The organism is Salmonella sp. NW177 (assembly GCF_051811585.1).
GTDB lineage: Bacteria > Pseudomonadota > Gammaproteobacteria > Enterobacterales > Enterobacteriaceae > Salmonella > Salmonella enterica.
Window position 1 is genome coordinate 684,359 of sequence record NZ_JAMMZV010000001.1, and the last position, 22,646, is coordinate 707,004.

The window sequence follows — 22,646 nt, forward strand, 5'->3', positions numbered from 1 at the left end:
GAGCGCATCCTGTAGTTATCCTTTTATTTTAGCAAAGCCCTTCAAGCCCCATTTTCGCTTTTGTGTCCCTGGCGGGAGGAGAATGGCGATTTCTTGCCGAAAAGACGTAAAAAATTGCCAATAAATGTTAATGAAGCGCATAAATGCGCGCTTTGCCTCTCGACGCGTCAGTTTCTGCTGCCTATTATTTAGGGCGGTGTCGTTTGGATGAATAAACAGAGGGGAGAGAAATGCGCGCAGCGTTTTGGGTGGGATGTGCCGCGTTATTATTGTCGGCTTGCAGTAGCGAACCTGTTCAGCAGGCAACCGCGGCGCATGTTTCGCCAGGGATGAAAGCGGCGATGTCCAGCGCCGGCGAAGCGAATTGCGCTATGATTGGCGGTTCGCTTTCAGCGGCCCGGCAGCTTGATGGTTCAGTAATTGGTATGTGCGCGCTACCCAACGGCAAACGTTGTAGCGAACAGTCGCTTGCCGCCGGAAATTGCGGGAGTTATTAAGCGCGGCGTTTCGCCTGACGCGTATAACTTTTCACTTAATGGCTTAGTGCGCTAAATCCGCCAGTTTATACATTAGCGTTGTTTCTGCCGTCGCCAGCGTTAATTGGTTCGCGGTTAAATCGACCTGCGCGCCTTTGCTGAAGAGCTCGCTGAGGGTGCCGTCCAGCGCATTAAGCTGCGGATCTGCGCACATCATTCGGGTCATCGCTAAATTTTTCACTTTTAATTCGCCGTCCGACAGTTTTCCTTCGCCGGTGAATTGATTGCACATTTTGCCGGATACCGTCATGTCCTCGCCAAAGCTGAGCTCCGGGCCGGTGACCGTTTTACCGTTTACGCTTTCCAGAACAAAGCGGTGGTGCTCCAGTTGCTCGCGTTTGACGGACACTTTTCCACTGCTCACGCACCCTGTGATTATGATGCTCAGGGCGACCAGCGTGACGATTTTCTTCATTGATATTCTCTGTAATCTGATAGTTAACACTGACTATAGTAATGATATGACCGGATAGATCTTCAGGGGTTATCCGAAAATGCTCCCCTGAGCGCAGGGGAGCGACAGGATTAGAACAGCGCGTTCGGGCAGGCTTCGCCCTTCTCAAGCTGGCTTAAGTTTTGTAACGTGGTTTCAGAGATGCTGATCAGCGCTTCTGCGGTCAGGAATGCCTGGTGCCCCGTAAACAGTACGTTATGGCAGGCCGACAGACGGCGGAAAACATCATCCTGGATAACATCGTTTGACTTATCTTCAAAGAACAGGTCGCGTTCGTTTTCATACACATCCATCCCCAGCGAGCCGATTTTCTGATTCTTCAGAGCTTCGATAGCCGCCTGGGAATCAATCAGCGCGCCACGACTGGTATTAATGACCATAACGCCATTTTTCATTTGGTCGAATGCCGCATGGTTCAGTAAATGGTAGTTTTCCGGCGTGAGCGGGCAGTGCAGAGAAATGACATCCGATTCGGCAAACAACGTTTGCAGATCCACATACTCGACGCCGAGGTCAAGCGCGGCGGTGCTGGGATAGGGATCAAACGCCAGTAAACGCATTCCGAAGCCTTTCAGGATACGCAGCGCGGCGACGCCGATTTTACCGGTACCAATGACGCCAGCGGTTTTTCCGTGCATGGTAAAGCCGGTCAGTCCCTCAAGGGAAAAGTTAGCGTCGCGGGTGCGTTGATAAGCGCGGTGAATACGGCGGTTCAATGTCATCATCATGCCAATCGCATGTTCAGCGACGGCTTCCGGAGAATAAGCCGGTACGCGCACCACCTGCAAACCGAGCTCTTTAGCGGCATCCAGGTCGACATTATTAAATCCGGCGCAACGCAGCGCGATGTATTTCACGCCGTGTTTTTTCAGCTCTTCCAGTACCGGTCGGCTCCCGTCGTCATTCACGAAGATACAAACTGCTTCACATCCATTGGCGGTTTTCGCCGTTTTCTCGGTCAGCAGAAAATCAAAAAACTCCAGTTCGAAACCGAACGCTTCGTTCACTTGCTGTAGATATTTCTTGTCATACTGTTTGGTACTATAGACGGCGAGTTTCATATGACCTTCTCCAGTGATGTTTGAATCACACAAATATGCTTAAAATTATCTTACAAAAAATCAAAAATAATTGATAGTCATACATATAATGAATAATTTTAGGTTATCATTCTCCACAACGCCTCAAATAGCCGGAGGGCGCCCCTGCAACATGAACTATTAGGCTATGTACGGGCAATCATGCCAAAATAAAGAGATAGCCGACTGAATTTTTCGTTAAATCAGGAAATTAATGGCCCATGAAGGGTAAATATAAAGCCGCCCTTGCGCTACTGTTACTGCTGATTCTTGTCCCTCTGACGCTACTGATGACCCTCGGGCTGTGGGTTCCCACTCTGGCGGGAATTTGGCTACCCGTCGGTACCCGTATCGCTCTGGAACAAAGTCCACGCCTGACACGTCATGGGTTAGTGATTCCCGATCTTCGCTATCTGGTCAATGATTGTTCGTTAGCGCATATTACCCAGGCGGAACTGACGCATCCCAGCCGTTGGTTGCTGAATATTAAAAGCCTCAAACTGGATGCCGCGTGCCTGGCGAAACTGCCCGCTACGGAAGCTTCTCCCGCCGCGCCGCGTACGCTGGCGCAGTGGCAGTCAATGCTGCCCAATACCTGGATTAACATCGATAATGTTATTCTCGCGCCCTGGCCGGAATGGCAGGGCAAGCTGGCGATCTCCATGACGCCGGTCATTCAGCAGATACGTTATCAGGGCGAAAAAGTAAAATTTCAAGGGCAGCTACGCGGTCAGGCATTGACTGTGAGCCAACTGGAGATCGCCGCGCTGGCCAACCAGCCTCCCGTTAGCCTGGCGGGGGAGTTTATGTTGCCGCTGGTACCGGATGGCCTGCCGGTCAGCGGTCATGCGGCAGCGACCTTGCGTCTGCCGCAGGAACCGTTGCTGGTGGATGCGGAACTGGAGTGGCGTGATAACGCCGGACAGCTCATCGTGATGGCGCGAGGTAATCCTGACCCGATTCTCGATCTCCCCTGGGCGGTAACGCGTCAGCGGCTTACCATCAGCGATGGCCGCTGGAACTGGCCATATCAGGGATTCCCCTTGAGCGGACGTCTGGCTTTTAATATCGATAACTGGCAAGCCGGGCCGGATAATGCGCGAGTCAGCGGACGCCTGAATATTCTGACCCAGGGCGATGCCGGTAAAGCGAACGCTGTACTGACTATCGGCCCGGGAAAACTCAGCATGGATAGCAGTGAGATGCCTCTACAGCTTACCGGCGAGGCTAAACAGAAGGATTTAATCTTTTATGCCGTATTGCCCGCTATGTTCCGCGGCAGTCTGGCCGATCCGCAGCTCACCTTTGCACCTGGCGCATTGCTACGCTCGCGCGGACGGGTGATTGATGCGTTAGATATTGATGAAATTCGTTGGCCGCTGGCGGGCGTCAAGGTGACGCCGCGCGGCGTTGATGGTCGATTACAGGCTATTTTACGGGCGCACGAAAATGAGATGGGCGATTTCGTTCTTCATCTTGATGGCCTGGCGAATGATTTTCTCCCTGATGCTGGTCGCTGGCGGTGGCGCTATTGGGGGCAAGGAAGCTTTACGCCAATGCGCGCCCGCTGGGATATTGCCGGACAGGGCGAATGGCATGATAACACCATCAGGTTGACCAGTTTGTCCACCGGTTTTGATCAGTTGCACTATGGCGCAATGACCGTCACATCGCCAAGACTGGCGCTGAATAAACCTATTGTCTGGGTTCGCGACGCCACAACGCCGTCGCTACAGGGCGCGCTGTCTCTGGAGGCGGGAAAAACCGTATTTACCAGCGGGAGCGTGCTGCCGCCTTCTACCATTAATTTTAGCGTTGAAGGGCGCGAGCCAACTCTGTTCCAGTTTAAAGGCGACCTTCGGGCGGGGGCGATAGGGCCGGTACGGCTGAATGGGCGCTGGGATGGCGAACGCCTTCGCGGACAGGCCTGGTGGCCGAAGCAGTCGCTTATCGTTTTTCAGCCGTTGCTTCCACCGGACTGGAAAATGACGCTGCGCGAAGGCTCACTGTATGCGCAGGTGGCTTTTTCCGCCGCACAGGGGCAGGGGTTTGAAGCAGGTGGACACGGCGTGTTAAAAGGCGGTAGCGCCTGGATGCCGGATAACAAAATCAACGGCGTCGATTTCATTCTGCCATTTCGCTTCCACAACGGCGCGTGGCAATTGGGGACGCGCGGGCCTGTCTCGCTGCGTATTGCCGGGATAGTTAACCAGGTCACGGCGAAAAATATCACCGCTGATTTACAGGGCGGTTATCCCTGGAGCGAGTCGAATCCATTACTGCTAAGCGATGTCAGCGTAGACGTGCTGGGCGGTCAAATCATTATGAAACAGTTGCGAATGCCGCAGCACGACCCGGCGCTTTTGCGGGTGCAAAATATTTCATCCAGCGAATTGATTAGCGCCATAAATCCAAAGCAATTCGCCATGTCTGGTCCGGTCAGCGGCGCGCTGCCGCTGTGGCTGAACAATGAAAAATGGATAATCAAAGATGGCTGGCTTACGAATCCCGGGCCAATGACGTTGCGCATCGATAAAGATACTGCGGATGCGGTGGTGAAGGATAATGTCACGGCAGGCTCGGCGATCAACTGGCTACGTTATATGGAGATTACGCATTCGTGGACGAAAATTAACGTTGATAACCTGGGCGTACTAACGATGCAGGCGGCCATTACCGGCAAAAGCCGGGTAGATGGTAAAACCGCGATCGTTAACTTGAACTATACCCATGAAGAAAATGTGTTTACGCTGTGGCGCAGTTTGCGTTTTGGCGACAATTTACAGGCATGGCTTGAACAAAATACAGCGTTGCCGCAACCTCCTTGCCGGAAAGACAAGGACTGTGAGGATAAATAATGAAAATGAGTATTGCCATGCTGTCAGCGCTTGCGTCATTTATCGTGGTGGGCTGCACGCCACGTATTGAAGTCGCCGCGCCGGAACAGCCGATTACCATCAACATGAATGTAAAGATCGAGCATGAAATACATATCAAAGTCGATAAAGATGTTGAAGAACTCCTGAAATCACGCAGCGATCTATTTTGAGGCCATAATGAAAAAGTATTTAATACTATGGGTGCTGACGCTGAGCTTGCTCACACCTTCTGTGTGGGCCTTAACCCTGGACGAAGCGCGCACGCAGGGCCGGGTCGGGGAAACGCTGAATGGCTATCTGGTGGCCTTAAAGAATGATGCCGAAACCCAGAAACTGGTGCTTGATATTAATCATGCCCGCCGCGCCAGTTATCAGCAGTTAGCGGATAGCAATCATCTTCCCGTGGACGAGGTGGCGAAGATGGCAGGGCAAAAACTAGTTGAGCGCGCCAGGCCGGGAGAATATGTCCAGGGAATTAATGGCAAATGGATGCGTAAATAACCGCTTTCCGACAATTTTTTTACCGCAAAATGCATTTTTATATGGGTAATTTCTGAATTTAGCCGTTTGCGCCGAAATTAGGATAGCCGTGCGGCGTCATCTCTGATGGAGTGTCTCGCGTTGAGTCGTTTTTCAGAGAATACCGATGACGCTTTATCAAATTAAACCTGCTTTTCAGGCGCTGCTTCGCCCCGTAATGGCATGGCTATATCGGCATCATATTACAGCCAATCAGATCACCCTTTCCGCTATGGCTCTCTCTATTGCGACCGGCCTGATATTGATTGTAGTGCCCCTGTATTTTCTGTTGCCCATCGTGTTATTTGCGCGCATGGCGCTCAACGCGCTGGATGGTATGTTAGCGCGCGAATGCCGCCAGCAATCTCGTTTAGGCGCCATTCTGAATGAAACGGGCGATGTGATTTCAGACATCGCGCTTTACCTACCGTTTCTTTTTCTGGCCGACAGCAGCGCGCCATTGGTGCTCGCCATGCTCCTGGCGATGGTGATGACTGAGTTTTGCGGAATATTAGCGCAAACGATCAACGGCGTACGTAGTTATGCCGGACCGTTTGGCAAAAGCGACAGAGCGCTGGTGTTTGGCGCAGGGGGGCTGGCGCTGACCTTTTGGCCTCAGGTGGCGCAGTGGAGCAATATAGTCTGGAGCATTGCTCTCGTATTGCTGCTTTGGACGACAGTAAACCGTTGTCGAAGCGCATTAATTGCGGTGGATGTCAAATGATGCTGCTCGAAAAATCCCTGCTCGTCATTTTTGCGCTTTTGCTGGTGGCCACTCTGGTAAATCGAATTCTGGTGTGGCGTCGTCCTGATAAGGACTGGCGCGAATTGGCGCTACGCATTCGGACCTGGTGGCTAATCATCATTCTGTTTTCGCTGGCGCTATTGAGTCCGACCTGGCTGGCATTGACCTTTTTCGCCTTACTCAGCTTTATGGCGCTAAAAGAATTCCTGACGCTGGTTCCCTCCCGTCATTCTGACCGAATGCCGCTGTTGTGGATGTTTATCGCGATTCCCATCAATTATTGGCTGATTGGAATTGGCTGGTACGGCATGTTCGTGGTGTTTATTCCGGTTTATGTCTTCTTATTTTTACCGGCGCGTATGGTGATCGCGGGTGATACGCAGGGGTTTTTACGCACCGCGTCGCAGCTTCACTGGAGTCTGATGACCACGGTTTTTGCCTTTAGCCATGTCGCTTTTTTGTTGGTGCTGCCTGCGGACGGCAAACAAACCGGCGCGCTACTGGTATTGTTTCTGGTCGGGCTGACTGAGTTTAACGACATTGCGCAGTATTTATGGGGTAAATCATTCGGGCGCATCAAAGTGACGCCGACCGTAAGCCCGAATAAAACCCTGGCCGGGTTGGCGGGGGGCGTGATGACAACGGCGCTGGCGGGACTGGCATTGGGACCGTTACTCACCCCACTAAATGCGCCAATGTCAATACTGGCCGGGTTAATGATTGGCGGCACCGGGTTTTGCGGCGATGTGGTGATGTCCGCCGTAAAACGTGATGTCGGCGTAAAAGACAGCGGTACGTTGTTACCCGGTCACGGCGGCTTGCTTGATCGGCTTGACTCCCTAATCTTTACCGCGCCGGTGTTTTTTCATTTTATTCGTTATTTTTGCTACTGAACCGTTATGAACCGATTTCTTCGCACCTTATTTACGTTGTGTCTTGTCTGGCCCGTAATCCGGTTGTGGCTTGGGCTGCGGGTGAAGCACCGGGAGCGACTTCCCCATCGCGGCCCGCTGATCGTGGTGGCCAATCATAATAGCCACATGGATGTGTTTGCGCTTTTGTCGCTGTTTTCACTACGTCAACAGGGTTATGTTCATCCGGTCGCTGCCGCTGACTATTTTTTGCGTAACAAGTGGATGGGCTGGTTTGCGATTAACATTCTTAATATTGTTCCTGTAACCCGCAAAGGCGGAGAGGCAAACCCGCTGACGCGGTGCGAGCAAGCGTTGCGTGATAATAAAATCCTGATTTTTTTTCCCGAAGGAACGCGCGGCGAACCGGGAATATTATCGCCGCTGAAATCAGGAATCTGGCATTTGAGCCAGCGCGTGCCGGAGGCGAGCGTGGTCCCCGTCTGGCTATGCGGCACAGAGCGAATCATGGCGAAGGGGAACCGCATCCCGCTCCCGCTCTTTATTGATGTCACGATTGGCGATGCGTTGCATTCACACCCCGAAAAAAAGCAATTTATGGACGATCTCAGGCACAGACTGCTTGAGCTTCAGCAACAGACGTCAGGGAATATTACTCATGCCTCACCTTCGCACGCCGAATAAACGGTGTTTTTTGACGAGTGACAACACTGAACTCTTCTACCGTCACTGGCCTGCAATGTCGGTAAGCACAACGCCGAAAGTTATTGTTTTATTTCATCGCGGCCATGAACATTCGGGGCGCCTGCAACATATTGTCGATGAGCTGGCGATGCCAGAGATGATATTTTACGCATGGGATGCCAGAGGACATGGATATTCTCCTGGCCAACGCGGCTATAGCCCGTCGCTCGCCCGCTCGGTACAAGATATGGACGAGTTTATTCGTTTTGTCGCCGCTGATAGCCAGACTCCGTTGGAAAATATCGTTGTAGTGGCGCAGAGCGTCGGCGCGGTGTTAGCGGCAACCTGGGCGCATGATTACGCGCCAAACATTCGTGGTCTGATACTGGCTTCTCCGGCATTTAAAGTGAAACTGTATGTACCGTTTGCACGGGCAGGGTTAGCCTTGTGGCATCGTTTGCGAGGTCTGTTCTACGTTAATTCCTATGTAAAAGGTAAATATCTGACGCATGACCCTGAACGCGTGACAAGTTTTAATCATGATCCACAGATTACCCGCGCTATTGCGGTGAATATCCTCCTTGATTTGTATAAAACATCGGTACGTATTATCGCCGATGCCAGTGCGATTACTTTACCCACACTGCTACTGGTATCCGGTAAGGATTATGTCGTTCACCGCCAGCCGCAGGTGGATTTTTATCAGGGGCTACGTAGTCGACTGAAAGAGCTTCATGTTTTTGCAGGTTTTTTTCACGATACGCTTGGCGAAAAAAACAGACATCTGGCATTTGAGAAAATGCGTTGTTTTATTGAGACGCTGTATAACTTGCCGCCGCAGCGTTTTGACTACCAGCATAAAGACCGCTGGAGTCCGGGCGCGGATACCTGGCGTGTACTCAGTGGAGGGGCTGCTCCCTGTTCATGGGATGATATCGCTTATCGTAGTTTGCGTTATGTAATGAAAAGATGGGGCGCTCAATCGGCGGGTATACGCCTGGGGTTTGAGACGGGATTTGATTCCGGTAGTACGCTGGATTATGTCTACCGTAATCAGCCGCAGGGAGGCAATATAGTGGGACGTTTAATCGATAAAAATTATCTTAATAGTGTCGGCTGGAAAGGTATTCGTCAGCGTAAGATTCATTTGCAAAACCTTATCCGTCAGGCGGTTCAAAAGCTGATAGAGCAGGGAAAACCGGTCCGGGTAGTAGATATTGCCGCAGGACACGGGCGTTACATCCTTGATGCGCTGGAAGATGAGGTGACGGTTAGCGATATATTATTGCGTGATTTCAGCGAATTAAACGTCGCACGAGGGCAGGAGATGATTGCGAGCCGAGGAATGTCCAGCAGAGTGCGTTTTGAACGCGGTGACGCCTTCAATAATGACGAACTGGCGGCGCTGAAACCACGTCCGACATTAGGTATTGTCTCTGGTCTTTATGAACTTTTTCCGGATAACGCTTTGGTTCGACGTTCGCTTGCTGGGCTGGCTGCCGCTATCGAACCTGGGGGCATGTTGTTATATACCGGACAACCCTGGCATCCTCAGTTGAAAACTATCGCCTGGTCGCTTACGAGCCACAAAGATAATAAAGCATGGGTTATGCGTATACGCACGCAGGGTGAGATGGATGCTTTAGTGCATGAGGCGGGATTTGATAAATGCGCGCAGCTAATTGATGAATTCGGGATTTTTACCGTTTCGATGGCGGTGCGCCGTGGAAACTGAGCGTCGCAAGGTATTCATACAGGGTGCTGGTTGGCTGCTGCTACTGGCGCCGTTTTTCTTTGTCACCTACGCAAAAGTAAATCAATTTACCGCCTGGCGAGATACCCAATCCCATGATATTGGGAGCGTGGTACTTGGCTGGGAATCTGCCATTCCCTTTATTCCGTGGAGTATTGTTCCTTACTGGAGTCTGGATTTGCTCTATGGGCTGTCACTATTTATCTGCGCGACAAGCTTTGAACAATGTCGGCTGGTGCGCCGTCTGGTACTGGCGTCAGTTATAGCCTGCGTTGGATTTCTACTTTTCCCTTTACAGTTTAGTTTTACGCGTCCGCCTGTTTCCGGCGTTGCGGGGTGGTTGTTTACGCAACTTGAACAGTTCGACTTGCCATATAACCAGTCGCCGTCGCTACATATTATTCTTTGTTGGCTGCTGTGGAGGCATTTCAGCCGCCATCTTTCCGGTGGTTGGCGCAGGCTGTGCGATGGCTGGTTCCTGCTGATTGCCATTTCGGTTTTGACAACCTGGCAACATCATTTTATTGATATTATTACCGGTCTGATGGTGGGGATGTTGATCGACTGGATGGTGCCGGCCCAGAGTCGTTGGCACTGGCAGGCACCCAACGCGGTTCGGTTCCGGTTGGTGCGGCGTTACGTATTCGGGATGTCCTTATGCATTATTGTGGGGGTATTGCTGGCGCCATGGTCATTCTGGCCGTCGGTGTGTCTGTGCTGGCCAGCATTATCCTTGTTGATTGTGGGACGCGGCTATGGCGGATTCGGCGCTGCAGCGTTGTGTAAAGACAAAGAGGGGCGGTTATCGCCTTCCGTCTATTGGCTAACGCTTCCGTGGCGCTGTGTGATGTGGTTATCGATGCGTTGGTTTACGCATCGTCTGCCCCCGGTCAATCACATCGCCGCCGGCGTTTATCTTGGTAGTTATCCGCGCCACACCCCCATGCAAAACGCGGTGCTGGATGTAACCTGCGAGTTTCCTCGTGGCCAGGCAACAAGGTTGAAGACCTATTATTGCGTACCGATGTTGGATCTGGTTACGCCGGACGATGCGCAGTTACGGCAGGCGGTGGCTATGCTGGAGGCGCTGCGTGAGGAACAGGAAACGGTGTTGGTACATTGCTCGCTGGGGTTGTCTCGTAGCGCGATGGTGGTTGCGGCATGGCTATTATGCTATGGCCATGCCGCAACGGTAGAACAGGCGGTAGCATATATTCGTGCGTGTCGGTTACAAATTGTGCTAACGGATGAACATCTGGACGAACTGCGGCAATGGCAATAAAAAATGACACTGTAACAAATGGAGATATACTTCAGCGCGAGTTATTGTCGCAGACGTTAGCGAGTTGGCGATTTTTTCTACTTTTTACTCTCCTTCCTGGTGTATGGGTGATATTTATCTCCCCGCCAGGGGCGCTGCGCGTGGTTATCGCATTGTTGTGCGGCACGGCCTGTTTCGGCTGTTGGCGGATCTGGTTAGATAAGCGCTATTTTGTGCTGATTACGCATGAGAATAACCAGCAAGCTGGGGAAGGGCTTTTTATTATCTGGCGGCGCGAAAGAGTGCAAACGCTAACACTAAGCGAACGTCAGCAGGGGGCGCTCAAACAATTTCGCCGCACGCTGGTTACGATAGTCGCGCTTTGGGGGATATGGCTATTCGCGCTTGCTCTTTGATTATCGCGAGACACGACCCCTACTCGCTGAGAGCCAACTTTCGGGGCAGTTTGAGCTATCAGGCAGCCACTACGCTGTCAATCGCGGCTTTTGCATCGGCCTGGGCTTTAGCCGCCACTTCCGGCCCGTAGGCGATGCCTTCGGCAAAGACAAAATTCAGGTCGGTAATACCGATAAAACCAAGGAACACTTTCAGGTAAGGCGCAATCAAATCCGTCGGGGTGTCTTTATGGATACCGCCGCGGCTGGAGAGAACCACCGCGCGTTTACCGGTTACCAGACCTTCCGGGCCTTTTTCGGTATAGCGGAAAGTGATACCGGCGCGGGCAATCAGATCAAAGTAGTTTTTCAGCTGCGTCGGGATATTGAAATTGTACATCGGCGCCGCAATAACGATGATGTCGTGGGCTTTCAGTTCAGCAATGAGTTCATCAGACAGCGCCAGAGCGTCCTGTTGACGTGGCGTTAAAGGCGCATCGCCCGGACGCATCGCGCCCACCAGCTCGCCATCCAGCACCGGAACAGGGTTGGCCGCCAGATCGCGGACAGTAATTTCATCTGCGACGTGTTTTTCGCGCCATTGTTCAATAAAATAGTCAGTCAACTGACCAGACTGAGAGTACCCTGCCAGAATACTGGATTTAAGAACTAATACCTTGCTCATGGGTGTTTCCTTTTATGTGTTTGAAGGGGCGTGCCCCGTTGCTTGTTGACACTTTATTCACAAATATGTCGCAGGGATAGCGCAATATATCGAACCCTTTGTTCGAAATTATTGAACAACACAAAAAAAGCCCCAATGTGGTACTCTATACCTATCATTTAAAACGATTTTAAACAGGCAGAATGCTGCCCAAGAGCTTTATGACTGAACAATCTACGTTGACGCTTCAGGTGTTACAGCAGCGGCTGGATGCACTGATGCTGCGCGACAAACAGCGCTTTTCGCGCCGCCTGCATGGCGTAAAGAAAGTAAAAAATCCTGATGCGCAACAGGCCATTTTCCAGACGATGGCGAAAGAAATTGAACAGGCTGCGGCGCAGGTCGCCCTCCGCGAAGCGGCGCGCCCCTCAATCACTTATCCGCAAAATCTGCCTGTTAGCCAGAAGAAACAGGACATTCTGGAAGCGATCCGCGATCATCAGGTAGTGATCGTGGCAGGGGAAACCGGTTCCGGTAAAACCACCCAGTTGCCGAAAATTTGTATGGAACTGGGACGCGGAATTAAAGGACTTATTGGACATACTCAGCCGCGTCGCCTGGCGGCGCGCACCGTCGCTAACCGTATTGCCGAAGAGTTGCAAACGGAGCCTGGCGGCTGCATCGGCTATAAAGTTCGTTTCAGCGATCATGTCAGTAGCAACACCATGGTCAAACTGATGACGGACGGTATCCTGCTGGCGGAAATCCAGCAGGACAGGCTATTGATGCAGTATGACACCATCATTATTGATGAAGCGCATGAACGCAGCCTGAATATTGACTTCTTGCTCGGCTATCTGAAAGAGCTTCTGCCGCGTCGCCCCGATCTGAAAGTGATTATTACCTCTGCGACCATCGACCCGGAACGCTTCTCGCGCCACTTTAATAACGCGCCGATTATCGAAGTCTCTGGCCGAACGTATCCCGTAGAAGTTCGTTATCGCCCCATTGTGGAAGAGGCTGACGACACTGAACGCGATCAGCTACAGGCAATTTTCGACGCTGTTGATGAACTGGGGCGTGAAAGTCCCGGCGATATCCTGATTTTTATGAGCGGAGAGCGGGAAATCCGCGATACCGCCGACGCCCTGAACAAGCTGAACTTACGGCATACCGAAGTGTTGCCGCTGTATGCACGCTTGTCGAACAGCGAACAGAACCGCGTTTTCCAGTCGCACAGCGGACGCCGTATCGTGCTGGCGACTAACGTGGCGGAAACGTCGCTGACGGTGCCGGGTATCAAGTATGTGATCGATCCTGGCACTGCGCGCATCAGCCGCTACAGCTACCGCACTAAAGTGCAGCGCCTGCCGATTGAACCGATCTCACAGGCTTCCGCCAACCAGCGTAAAGGGCGTTGCGGGCGCGTATCGGAAGGGATTTGCATTCGTCTGTATTCGGAAGATGACTTTTTGTCACGTCCGGAATTTACCGACCCGGAAATTCTACGTACCAACCTGGCGTCGGTTATTTTGCAGATGACCGCCCTGGGGCTGGGTGACATCGCCGCCTTCCCGTTTGTCGAAGCGCCGGATAAGCGCAATATTCAGGATGGCGTACGTTTGTTGGAAGAGCTGGGGGCGATTACTGCCGACGAACAGCAAACGGCATATAAGCTGACGCCGCTGGGCCGACAATTATCCCAGCTGCCGGTCGACCCGCGCCTGGCGCGTATGGTTCTGGAAGCGCAAAAACATGGCTGTGTGCGCGAAGCGATGATCATTACTTCCGCACTCTCTATTCAGGATCCGCGCGAGCGCCCAGTGGATAAGCAGCAGGCTTCCGATGAGAAACACCGGCGCTTCCATGATAAGGAGTCCGATTTTCTGGCGTTTGTTAACCTGTGGAATTACCTCGGCGAGCAACAAAAGGCCCTGTCGTCGAATCAATTCCGCCGTCTGTGTCGCACCGACTATCTGAACTATTTACGCGTGCGTGAGTGGCAGGATATCTATACCCAACTGCGTCAGGTGGTAAAAGAACTGGGGATTCCGGTAAACAGCGAACCCGCAGAATACCGGGAAATTCACGTTGCGTTGTTAACGGGGCTGTTGTCGCATATCGGGATGAAAGATGCCGATAAACAAGAGTACACCGGCGCGCGTAACGCCCGATTCTCTATTTTCCCCGGATCCGGTTTATTCAAAAAACCGCCGAAATGGACAATGGTCGCCGAACTGGTGGAGACCAGCCGCCTGTGGGGGCGCATCGCTGCCCGCATTGAGCCAGAATGGGTGGAACCGGTAGCCCAGCACCTGATTAAACGTTCATATAGCGAACCGCACTGGGAGCGGGCGCAAGGCGCGGTGATGGCGACGGAAAAGGTTACTGTCTACGGTCTGCCGATTGTCGCCGCGCGCAAGGTGAATTACAGCCAGATTGACCCGGCGTTGTGTCGCGAGTTGTTCATCCGCCATGCGCTGGTGGAGGGGGACTGGCAAACCCGTCACGCCTTCTTCCGTGAGAATCTAAAATTGCGTGCGGAAGTCGAGGAACTTGAGCACAAATCTCGCCGCCGCGATATCCTGGTGGATGACGATACCCTGTTTGAGTTTTATGACCAGCGTATTAGCCATGACGTTATTTCCGCCCGCCACTTTGATAGTTGGTGGAAAAAAATCAGCCGCGAGACGCCGGATCTGCTCAACTTTGAAAAAAGTATGCTGATTAAAGAAGGCGCGGAAAAAATCAGCAAACTGGATTACCCGAATTTCTGGCACCAGGGCAATCTCAAGCTGCGTTTGAGCTATCAGTTTGAACCGGGCGCGGATGCTGACGGCGTGACCGTCCATATTCCGTTGCCGCTACTTAACCAGGTTGACGAGAGCGGTTTTGAATGGCAGATCCCAGGGCTGCGCCGTGAATTAGTGATTGCGCTGATTAAATCGTTGCCAAAACCGGTACGTCGCAACTTTGTTCCGGCGCCAAACTATGCTGAAGCTTTTTTAGGTCGCGTAACGCCGCTGGAGCTGCCGCTGCTGGACGCTCTGGAGCGTGAACTGCGCCGGATGACCGGCGTCACGGTCGATCGGGAAGACTGGCATTGGGATCAGGTGCCCGAGCATCTGAAAATCACGTTTCGCGTGGTGAATGACAAAAACAAGAAACTGCAGGAAGGGCGTTCGCTCGCCGAGCTTAAAAATGCGCTGAAAGGCAAAGTGCAGGAGACGCTCTCGGCGGTGGCGGATGACGGCATCGAGCAGAGCGGGCTGCATATCTGGAGTTTCGGCGAGCTGCCGGAAAGCTACGAACAGAAACGCGGTAATTATAAAGTGAAGGCGTGGCCGGCGTTAGTGGATGAGCGTGACAGCGTCGCTATCAAATTGTTTGATAATCCGCTGGAACAACAACAGGCGATGTGGTGCGGTTTACGCCGTCTGCTGTTGCTCAATATTCCTTCACCGATTAAGTATCTGCATGAGAAATTGCCGAATAAAGCCAAGCTGGGACTGTACTTTAACCCGTACGGCAAAGTACTGGAGTTGATTGATGACTGTATCGCCTGCGGGGTAGATAAGCTGATAGATGCCAACGGCGGACCGGTGTGGAGCGAAGCAGGTTTCACCGCGCTGCACGAAAAGGTACGCGCCGAGCTGAATGATACTGTGGTGGATATCGCGAAGCAGGTTGAGCGCATCCTGACGACCGTATTCAATATCAATAAGCGTCTGAAAGGGCGGGTGGATATGAGCATGGCGTTGGGGCTTTCCGATATCAAGGCGCAGATGAGCGGTCTGGTATACCGTGGTTTTGTGACTGGCAACGGCTTTAAACGTCTCGGCGATACGCTGCGTTATCTGCAGGCAATTGAAAAGCGGCTGGAGAAACTGGCTGTCGATCCGCACCGCGATCGGGCGCAAATGCTGAAAGTCGAAAGCGTCCAGCAGGCGTGGCAACAATGGATAAATAAATTGCCTCCAGCGCGTCGCGAAGATGATGATGTTAAAGAGATCCGTTGGATGATTGAAGAACTGCGTGTCAGTTATTTCGCCCAACAGCTCGGTACGCCTTATCCTATTTCCGATAAGCGTATTTTACAGGCCATGGATCAGATTACGGCCTAAAAAGCCAGGCGACGATGTCTTTCAAAGCGATCCGGTACAAGTTCGGAACAAAAAGGAGGAATTATGAATACAACGCCATTTCCGGCGCTCTCTGCGGAAACATTGCTGGCGGTGAATACCGTCGGACAGTGGCTGGCGCAAAATGATTTTTCCGGCGAACAACCTTATTCGTCGGATTGCGTCGTCCTGGCGGGCAATGCGGTGATCCCCACTATCGACGCGGCCTGTCGCATCGCCAAAGCGCAAGGCGTTCCTTTACTGATTAGCGGCGGTATAGGTCATTCGACGCCGTTTTTGTACGCCGTGATTGCCCGGCATCCGCGCTACCATACTATTCGCACAACCGGACGCGCTGAAGCCGCTATCCTCGCGGATATCGCGAACCAGTTCTGGCATATTCCGGCTGAGAAAATTTGGCTGGAAGATCGGTCAACTAATTGCGGCGAAAATGCCCGTTTCTCCTGCGTACTGATCCGTCAGGCGAAAGAAAACATTAACACGGCTATCGTTGTGCAAGACCCCACCATGCAGCGGCGCACTATCGCGGCGTTTCGGCGCGTGACAAACGACGACACCGATGCGCCGCGCTGGCTGAGTTTTCCTGGTTTTGTTCCGGTACTGCGCCACCTTAACGGCGGTACACGTTTTGCCAACGTTGAAGAGGGCATCTGGACGGTGGAGCGTTATCTGTCTCTGATTGCCGGCGAGCTGCCACGTTTGCGTGACGATGAAACAGGGTATGGACCGCGTGGTAAAGATTTTATCATTCACGTTGATATCCCACGCGATATTGAAAAGGCATGGCAGGTATTGCAGGCAGATACGACGCTGCGCAGTGCGTTAGAACAGAGAGCTTTACGCTAAAAATCGCCCGTTTGCGAGGGTGAACGGGCAAGTGCGACCACCATTTCATAAATTTGATGAATTATTTATAAAAGCTGGTTATGTTGTCGCTTTACGGTTTTCATTCAGGACGCGCTATGGGCAATAAGTATTCCGGCCTGCAAATTGGTATTCACTGGTTAGTCTTTTTTCTGGTTATTGTGGCTTACGCCGCGATGGAGCTACGCGGTTTTGCGCCGCGTAGTTATCGGCCCTGGTTTAATATGACGCATGTTTCATGTGGCATCACTATTTTGCTTTTAATGGTGGCGCGCTTGATTATTCGGCTGAAATATCCCACGCCGCCCATTGTTCCTCGTCCAAAACCGATGATGACCGGAATGGCGCATTTGGGACATCTGGTGATTTACCTGTTATTTATCGCGCTGCCTGTTATTGGTCTGGTCATGATGTATAACCGCGGCAATCCCTGGGTCGCATTTGGCATTACTATGCCACATGCCGCCGAAGCTAACTTTGAACGCGTAGATATGCTGAAATCCTGGCACGTCACGCTGGCGAATCTGGGCTATTTTGTTATTGGACTTCATGCCATCGCTGCTTTGATGCATCACTATTTCTGGAAAGACAATACGCTGTTACGGATGATGCCGCGTAAGCGTGACTGACCGTCCTGCATGACGTTTGTCGCAGGTGGGGTTAACTGCTTCAGGTAAACAAGGCATCTATCAGAGGGGATTGCGTATTCCATACAGAAAACGCCTGCGTCTAACCAGGACCCGTGACGCAGGCGAAGGAGGACGGGTCTACATCGGAAGCGGGTATTATACTTATTTGTATGACAAATAAAATAAGCAATTGCTATTCCGTAATCCAATGTTTAATCAACGGGTTAAACCCACATGATCGCGCTGCCGACCGCTCGGAAGTGCCTGTACTTACGATGAGCGTGGCGTAGTGGCGGAAAATAGCGCAACGGCGCCATGTTGATCCAAAGTCACCTTAGCGAAATGTTCGTCCAACACGCTGCGTAACGTATCGGCTGAATCATTGGTATTACTGAATATTCCTTTCTTGTTATAAACAGCCATTAATTTCTTACCAAAAGCATTGTGAGGAACCTCTTTGCCCAGAATCGTGGCGCCAAAAAGTGTGCCGCCGGGTTTAAGCGCCATACCGGCATTTTTAATTGCCTTCGCTTTTGTTGTCATCTCACCAGGTAAGCAGTGCAGAAGATAGTACATCGAAACGGAATCGAAGCGCCCGTGCCAGTCCGCCGGGAACGTGTCGAAAACATCGTGTTGTAGTGTGGCGCGGATTTTCGTATTACCCACTCGGCTGGCGGCTATTTTCAGGCTATCCGGATTTAAATCCATCAGCGAAATGGCATGAGTCGCAGGTGCATGTTTCAGGTAATAACCTGTACCTACGCCAATATCCAGGTGAGTCTCGCCCATGTGATGCAGGAAGAAAGGAAGTAGTCGCGTATCAGTAGGACACTTCCAGGCATATTTGTTTGAGATATTGAGTACCCACCAGTCATATAAGCTAAGCGTGAATGGGTTATAGACTTTTGCGCTTGATTGTTGTGTATGCTTCATTGTTCTCTCACTAAATAATTTCGCGCTGGAATTAAAACAACGAAGCAATCGTTAGGCAAGCATTAATCAGGTAAGTGAGTAATTTAATGCGACGAATAAAGGCGATATTATGAATTAAGCGGTTATCTTAAAGAAGATAGAGGATAATAATAGCTGATAAATGAATTGGACAGTCATATTGTTATAAGCTGATAATTAATAATCGTTAATATAAATATATTAAGCCTTATGATAATAGCAATGTAATTAAATGCATGAGGAACAATATTTATTCATACACATAAAGCGATTATTGCACATTAATTGATATTTTAAATGTTACGCTGAGATAGCCATCTTTATTTAATATCACCTACCTGGAGGCGATATGATTGAGGTTTTTGAAGCGTTTGGCTGGACCTTACTTTTAGGCAGTCTGGCAGTGGCAGTACTGTTTATCACTGCACTGGATAGAAAACGGTAATCATTGCATTTGACACGCCTGTTGAGTTGGTATTACAAATAATTGTACCTGAAATCTACCACTTCTGAAGTTTGCGATATTTTGCCATTCTGACGGCAAGGGATAATCCTGACTGAAGTTACCGCCGCTTACCAACCAGACACGATGGTAACTTTTTGAAAGCGTTGCCAGAGTATCAATATATGTCTGATCGGCTTGCGCATAAAACAGTGAACCAAAGCCATAGGCATTCGGTCTGCCTGATGTTCCGTGTGCGTTAGGTGGTGTATAAAGAAACGCACGATAATCTCGCTTATTATAATACACATAACTTAAATAATCGAACATTTTACTGACTACCACGGCATCATTAGGCTGGTGACGGGTATTAATATAGTTTACCAATGGTTTAAACTCGTCTATGTGCTCAGGATTATTATGATATGAACCATAGCCGAATAATAAGGTGAATAAGATAAAACCGAAGCCACAAACCGCTTTTTTTGCGCGGGTAAGTAATACCGCGAGCAGGGGAGGAATGCTCAGCGATGAGAAGAAGAAATAACGATCGATAAATAACGGCATCCACCAGGAAATGATGAAGACCAGCATTACAGGGATGACCAGATTACAAAATAATATCAGCTGATATCTTTCATATTCTCCGTTGCATAAAGATATTCGCCCTACAGTACCGATAAAACTTCCCACAGCCAGCCACAGAATGATCGACGGAAAACTCTGTCCGTTGTTTCCGGTAAAGAAATGCCAGTACATTACAGGCAGATCACGCCAGGTTACAGGGGGAATCCAACCGATATCATTACCGGCTCTCAACTGCGCCAGATGAGTCAGTAAATTAAACAATACGGGTAACCAGGGGAGATAAGCGACAGCAATTGCCAGGTTAGCAAACCACCAGCCAGGAAGTTTAAGGTAGCAGGCCGTTTTATGGCTTTGGCAGGATAATATTGTTACTGCGATCCAGTGGGCAATAAGTGCAAATAGGGTGAAATAATGGGTATAAAAGCTGAACGTCATAAGTAAAGCATACGCGACAAGATAGCGATTATGGGTGGGTGTTTTTATCCACATCATCAATGCTAACGCGGCAGCGAGCGTTAGCATTCCCATTAACGCGTACATGCGCGTTTCTTGACTGTAATGAACTGCCATCGGCATCAGGGCGGCAAACCATCCCGCCAATAAGGCTGTACGTTCATTTGCCAACCATCGCGTAAGCGCGATAACCAGCACAACTGTCAGGATCCCAAAGAGTAGACTGAGAGAGCGTACCGCTGCAATGCTATCACCCCATAATATCATCCAGTCATGCAGTAACAGATAATAAAGCGGGGGATGCACGTCAAAAGCGGCATGGAAGAGCAGATTATCTACGCTATGTCGACTAATCAGCACGCTGGACGCTTCGTCACACCAAAGGTAGCGGTCAGTTAAAAACAGCAACCGTATAAGGACGGAGAATATAACAATGAGACAAACATGATATTTATACTTTATTTTTCTTAACCCATCGCCGGGCTGCCATATTGATAGTTGTGGTAGCGCCATAATATCCTCAATGGAGTAAGACTTAGACCCGAATGGACACCTAACGCAATAATGAAGGTTAAAATCTTAACCAACACTAAATAAAAATAACTTTGATAATGTCAGCGGTGAATTAATCAGAATAGTGTAGTGCAACTCAGTCATCCTGACCGTAATGGCGAAGCAGTCTATGCTCTAAAAACCGGGTCAAACCGACGATAAAGGTAACGCCAATAAGATACACTATGGCGGCAAAAAGGTAAGCATGGAAGAATTTAAAGCTAGTTGCAGCAACCTCCTGAATTCGCGCGAAAAACTCAGTATATTGGATAAGAAAAACGATGGTGCTGTCTTTAAGGTTATTAATCACCTGATTCGTTAAGGCTGGAATGGAAGACAGCAATACCTGAGGCAGTATAATCCACAAAAAGACCTGCCGTTTGTTCAACCCCTGAACGACTGCTGCCTCCGTTTCATATTTATTCAATGCGTTATAGGCCGTTGTCATGTACGCGGCATTATATGCGCCGACATTTAAGGTAAACCCTGTAACCGCCACGGTAAAAGAGGACAGGTGAATGCCAGATTGAGGTAAACCATAATAGATAACAAACAGAATAAGAATGAGTGGCGTACCGATAAAAAAATCCATGTACAGCCGAGTTATGGCTTTTACCACGGGGCGATGGCTCAGGCTCAGAAAGAAAATAATAATTCCCCACAAAAAACCGGTGATGGAAACAATCAGCGCAAGTTTACAGGTTTCTTTAATACCGTCCACAACAAGTGGTAGTTGTTCAGTCAGGTCATTAAAGAAGAGAGACCAGCCAGCGATCATCGTTGTGCCTCGCTAAAAAAACAGTGGATATCTGGATCCGTTTCTCGTAAGGCAAGATCGGTAAAAGCGCCTTCTGCACGAATCTTGCCATGATTAAGAAACGTTACGTTATCGCTTAGTAATCTGGCGAGGCGAATATCATGAGTGACGCATAATATAGTGACGCCATTGTCGTGAAGTTGCTTAATCAACATTCCGACTTCACGAGTCATGAGCGGATCAAGCGCAGACGTCGGCTCATCAAAAATAATGAGTTCTGGGTCGGTGACCATTGTACGGGCCAGGGCGACGCGCTGTTGCTGGCCGCCCGATAATTGCGAAGGGTACTTCGCGCTATGCGAGACCATATCAAGTTTTTGTAGCTCATGTAAGGCTTTCTCCCGAGCTAGTTGTCCCGGCATGCCAAACACTTTACATAGGGCAAGGGTAATGTTATCCATGACGTTAAGATGGCGATACAAAGCGTAATTCTGGAAGACACAACCGACTTTTTTTCTGAACTCAAGAATAGTAAATTCCTTGTCATAAATATTTCTCCCGTGAAAATAAATATCACCATAATCAGGCTCTTCTAATCGAAGCAGACAGCGTAAAAGCGTCGTTTTTCCACAACCCGATGGCCCCATGACTACTTTCATGTCTCCCGATTGAATTTTCAGACTAACCGTATCAAGAACCTTTTTTCCTGAATATTCCTTACTTATCTCTTTTAGTGTCAGTAAAGCCATGAGTATCACCTCTATTTTTATGCTTCAACTGATGCGATATTTTTTCTCAAACACTCCGGCCAGAAGAGTAAAAACTTTATAAATAATGAAATATAATACCCCGGCAAGAGTATAGATCTGTAACCCGTTCAGCGTGATGGCTGTCAGTGACATTGCCTGCTTCGTTATTTCAGCGATACCTACAGTATAAGCAAAGGGCGTCGCTTTTAATACAGAAGAAAACTCGTTGATAATACCGGGCACAGAAAATCGCAACATCTGTGGCAGTTCAATATTTATTATAACCTGTAATTGACGCATTCCTGCTACTTTCGCTACCGTAATTTCGTATGGCTCAACTAATTTAAGCGCCCCTCTGAACACCTCGGCAAGATAGCTCCCACTGATTAAGCCGACGCTGAGGTTCATGGCCACCAGAGGTGAAACATATATGCCAATCGATGGCAATCCAAAATAAACAAGAAAAACAGCAATAAGTATTGGAATTCCCCGAAGAATAAAAACCAGTACGTCGAGCATCTTCTGTAGTGGAAGGGGGGATAGTCGCCGTAATACGGCGACTGTAAGCCCGAACCAAAACGCTGAGAGAAAACAGGTAAAGGTTACAAGCAGCGTATTACCAATCCCTTCCAATAGGAAATAAAAGATAGCCAGCATATTACCTGATGACATAGCTTA

At 50.1% G+C, this 22,646-nt stretch carries 22 protein-coding genes; 13 read left to right on the forward strand and 9 right to left on the reverse strand.

Annotated elements, in window-relative coordinates; all coding sequences use genetic code 11:
* Positions 1-15: 15 nt before the first annotated feature.
* Positions 16-327 carry a hypothetical protein gene (locus tag NA986_RS03600; protein ID WP_031601775.1) on the reverse strand — a complete coding sequence of 104 codons (312 nt, stop codon included), beginning with the start codon at positions 325-327 and terminating at the stop codon, positions 16-18.
* Here NA986_RS03600 and NA986_RS03605 point away from each other — a divergent pair.
* On the forward strand, positions 231-497 hold the full coding sequence (locus tag NA986_RS03605) for a putative hemolysin (RefSeq protein ID WP_001200679.1): 267 nt from the start codon (positions 231-233) through the stop codon (positions 495-497). The genes NA986_RS03600 and NA986_RS03605 overlap by 97 nt on opposite strands.
* 43 nt (positions 498-540) lie before the next feature.
* Here NA986_RS03605 and hslJ read toward each other — a convergent pair whose 3' ends face one another.
* Both hslJ and ldhA read right to left on the reverse strand, forming a co-directional pair.
* On the reverse strand, positions 541-951 hold the full coding sequence (hslJ, locus tag NA986_RS03610; RefSeq protein WP_000725238.1) for a heat shock protein HslJ: 411 nt from the start codon (positions 949-951) through the stop codon (positions 541-543).
* Positions 952-1,061: 110 nt separating this feature from the next.
* Entirely contained in the window at positions 1,062-2,051 is a 990-nt protein-coding gene (gene ldhA, locus NA986_RS03615) for a D-lactate dehydrogenase (protein ID WP_000762206.1), read from the reverse strand.
* Positions 2,052-2,290: 239 nt separating this feature from the next.
* Here ldhA and NA986_RS03620 point away from each other — a divergent pair, with 239 nt between their 5' ends.
* The 9 genes from NA986_RS03620 (at position 2,291) to NA986_RS03660 (ending at position 11,198) form a co-directional block, all read left to right on the forward strand.
* Positions 2,291-4,927 (forward strand): YdbH family protein, encoded by a 2,637-nt coding sequence (locus NA986_RS03620; protein WP_023216905.1) that lies wholly within the window; start codon positions 2,291-2,293, stop codon positions 4,925-4,927.
* Complete coding sequence (locus NA986_RS03625) at positions 4,927-5,118, forward strand: YnbE family lipoprotein (protein WP_000784063.1); 192 nt, start codon at positions 4,927-4,929, stop codon at positions 5,116-5,118. Before NA986_RS03620 ends, NA986_RS03625 begins: the two co-directional genes overlap by 1 nt.
* A 7-nt stretch (positions 5,119-5,125) precedes the next feature.
* Positions 5,126-5,449: a YdbL family protein gene (locus tag NA986_RS03630; RefSeq protein WP_000760345.1), complete on the forward strand. Its 324-nt coding sequence runs from the start codon at positions 5,126-5,128 to the stop codon at positions 5,447-5,449.
* Positions 5,450-5,594: 145 nt separating this feature from the next.
* Positions 5,595-6,191, forward strand: a complete 597-nt coding sequence (locus NA986_RS03635) for a CDP-alcohol phosphatidyltransferase family protein (RefSeq protein WP_010835226.1) — start codon at positions 5,595-5,597, stop codon at positions 6,189-6,191.
* Positions 6,188-7,105, forward strand: a complete 918-nt coding sequence (locus NA986_RS03640) for a phosphatidate cytidylyltransferase (RefSeq protein ID WP_023137901.1) — start codon at positions 6,188-6,190, stop codon at positions 7,103-7,105. Before NA986_RS03635 ends, NA986_RS03640 begins: the two co-directional genes overlap by 4 nt.
* Before the next feature lie 6 nt (positions 7,106-7,111).
* Complete coding sequence (locus NA986_RS03645; RefSeq protein WP_024147229.1) at positions 7,112-7,768, forward strand: lysophospholipid acyltransferase family protein; 657 nt, start codon at positions 7,112-7,114, stop codon at positions 7,766-7,768.
* Complete coding sequence (locus NA986_RS03650; protein WP_070793999.1) at positions 7,743-9,503, forward strand: bifunctional alpha/beta hydrolase/class I SAM-dependent methyltransferase; 1,761 nt, start codon at positions 7,743-7,745, stop codon at positions 9,501-9,503. The genes NA986_RS03645 and NA986_RS03650 overlap by 26 nt, the downstream gene beginning before the upstream one ends.
* A complete protein-coding gene (locus NA986_RS03655; protein ID WP_023137904.1) occupies positions 9,493-10,803 on the forward strand; it encodes a phosphatase PAP2/dual specificity phosphatase family protein in 1,311 nt (436 codons plus the stop codon). The genes NA986_RS03650 and NA986_RS03655 overlap by 11 nt, the downstream gene beginning before the upstream one ends.
* A gap of 107 nt (positions 10,804-10,910) precedes the next feature.
* Complete coding sequence (locus NA986_RS03660; protein WP_077957198.1) at positions 10,911-11,198, forward strand: hypothetical protein; 288 nt, start codon at positions 10,911-10,913, stop codon at positions 11,196-11,198.
* A gap of 58 nt (positions 11,199-11,256) precedes the next feature.
* Here the strand turns inward: NA986_RS03660 and azoR are convergent, their stop codons facing one another.
* Positions 11,257-11,862 carry an FMN-dependent NADH-azoreductase gene (gene azoR / locus NA986_RS03665; RefSeq protein WP_023216913.1) on the reverse strand — a complete coding sequence of 202 codons (606 nt, stop codon included), beginning with the start codon at positions 11,860-11,862 and terminating at the stop codon, positions 11,257-11,259.
* A 200-nt stretch (positions 11,863-12,062) separates the two neighbouring features.
* On the opposite strand from azoR, the gene hrpA reads away from it, so the two are divergent.
* The 3 genes from hrpA to cybB all read left to right on the forward strand — a co-directional run bounded on the left by hrpA (position 12,063) and on the right by cybB (position 17,476).
* Positions 12,063-15,965 (forward strand): ATP-dependent RNA helicase HrpA, encoded by a 3,903-nt coding sequence (gene hrpA / locus NA986_RS03670; RefSeq protein WP_064000600.1) that lies wholly within the window; start codon positions 12,063-12,065, stop codon positions 15,963-15,965.
* 63 nt (positions 15,966-16,028) lie between these two features.
* Positions 16,029-16,829: a YdcF family protein gene (locus tag NA986_RS03675; RefSeq protein ID WP_023215858.1), complete on the forward strand. Its 801-nt coding sequence runs from the start codon at positions 16,029-16,031 to the stop codon at positions 16,827-16,829.
* A gap of 116 nt (positions 16,830-16,945) precedes the next feature.
* Entirely contained in the window at positions 16,946-17,476 is a 531-nt protein-coding gene (gene cybB, locus NA986_RS03680; RefSeq protein WP_000527277.1) for a cytochrome b561, read from the forward strand.
* Between the two features lie 270 nt (positions 17,477-17,746).
* On the opposite strand, the gene NA986_RS03685 is transcribed toward cybB, so the two are convergent.
* The 5 genes from NA986_RS03685 to NA986_RS03705 form a co-directional block, all read right to left on the reverse strand.
* A complete protein-coding gene (locus NA986_RS03685) occupies positions 17,747-18,409 on the reverse strand; it encodes a class I SAM-dependent methyltransferase (protein ID WP_023215859.1) in 663 nt (220 codons plus the stop codon).
* Between the two features lie 463 nt (positions 18,410-18,872).
* Positions 18,873-20,423 carry a glycosyltransferase family 39 protein gene (locus NA986_RS03690; RefSeq protein ID WP_023215815.1) on the reverse strand — a complete coding sequence of 517 codons (1,551 nt, stop codon included), beginning with the start codon at positions 20,421-20,423 and terminating at the stop codon, positions 18,873-18,875.
* Between the two features lie 136 nt (positions 20,424-20,559).
* On the reverse strand, positions 20,560-21,240 hold the full coding sequence (locus NA986_RS03695) for an amino acid ABC transporter permease (protein WP_000560164.1): 681 nt from the start codon (positions 21,238-21,240) through the stop codon (positions 20,560-20,562).
* Complete coding sequence (locus NA986_RS03700) at positions 21,237-21,968, reverse strand: amino acid ABC transporter ATP-binding protein (protein ID WP_070794003.1); 732 nt, start codon at positions 21,966-21,968, stop codon at positions 21,237-21,239. The genes NA986_RS03695 and NA986_RS03700 overlap by 4 nt, the downstream gene beginning before the upstream one ends.
* 24 nt (positions 21,969-21,992) lie before the next feature.
* The gene (locus NA986_RS03705; protein ID WP_023215813.1) at positions 21,993-22,640 is read right to left on the reverse strand and encodes an amino acid ABC transporter permease; all 648 of its coding nucleotides are present in this window, start codon (positions 22,638-22,640) and stop codon (positions 21,993-21,995) included.
* Positions 22,641-22,646: the final 6 nt, after the last annotated feature.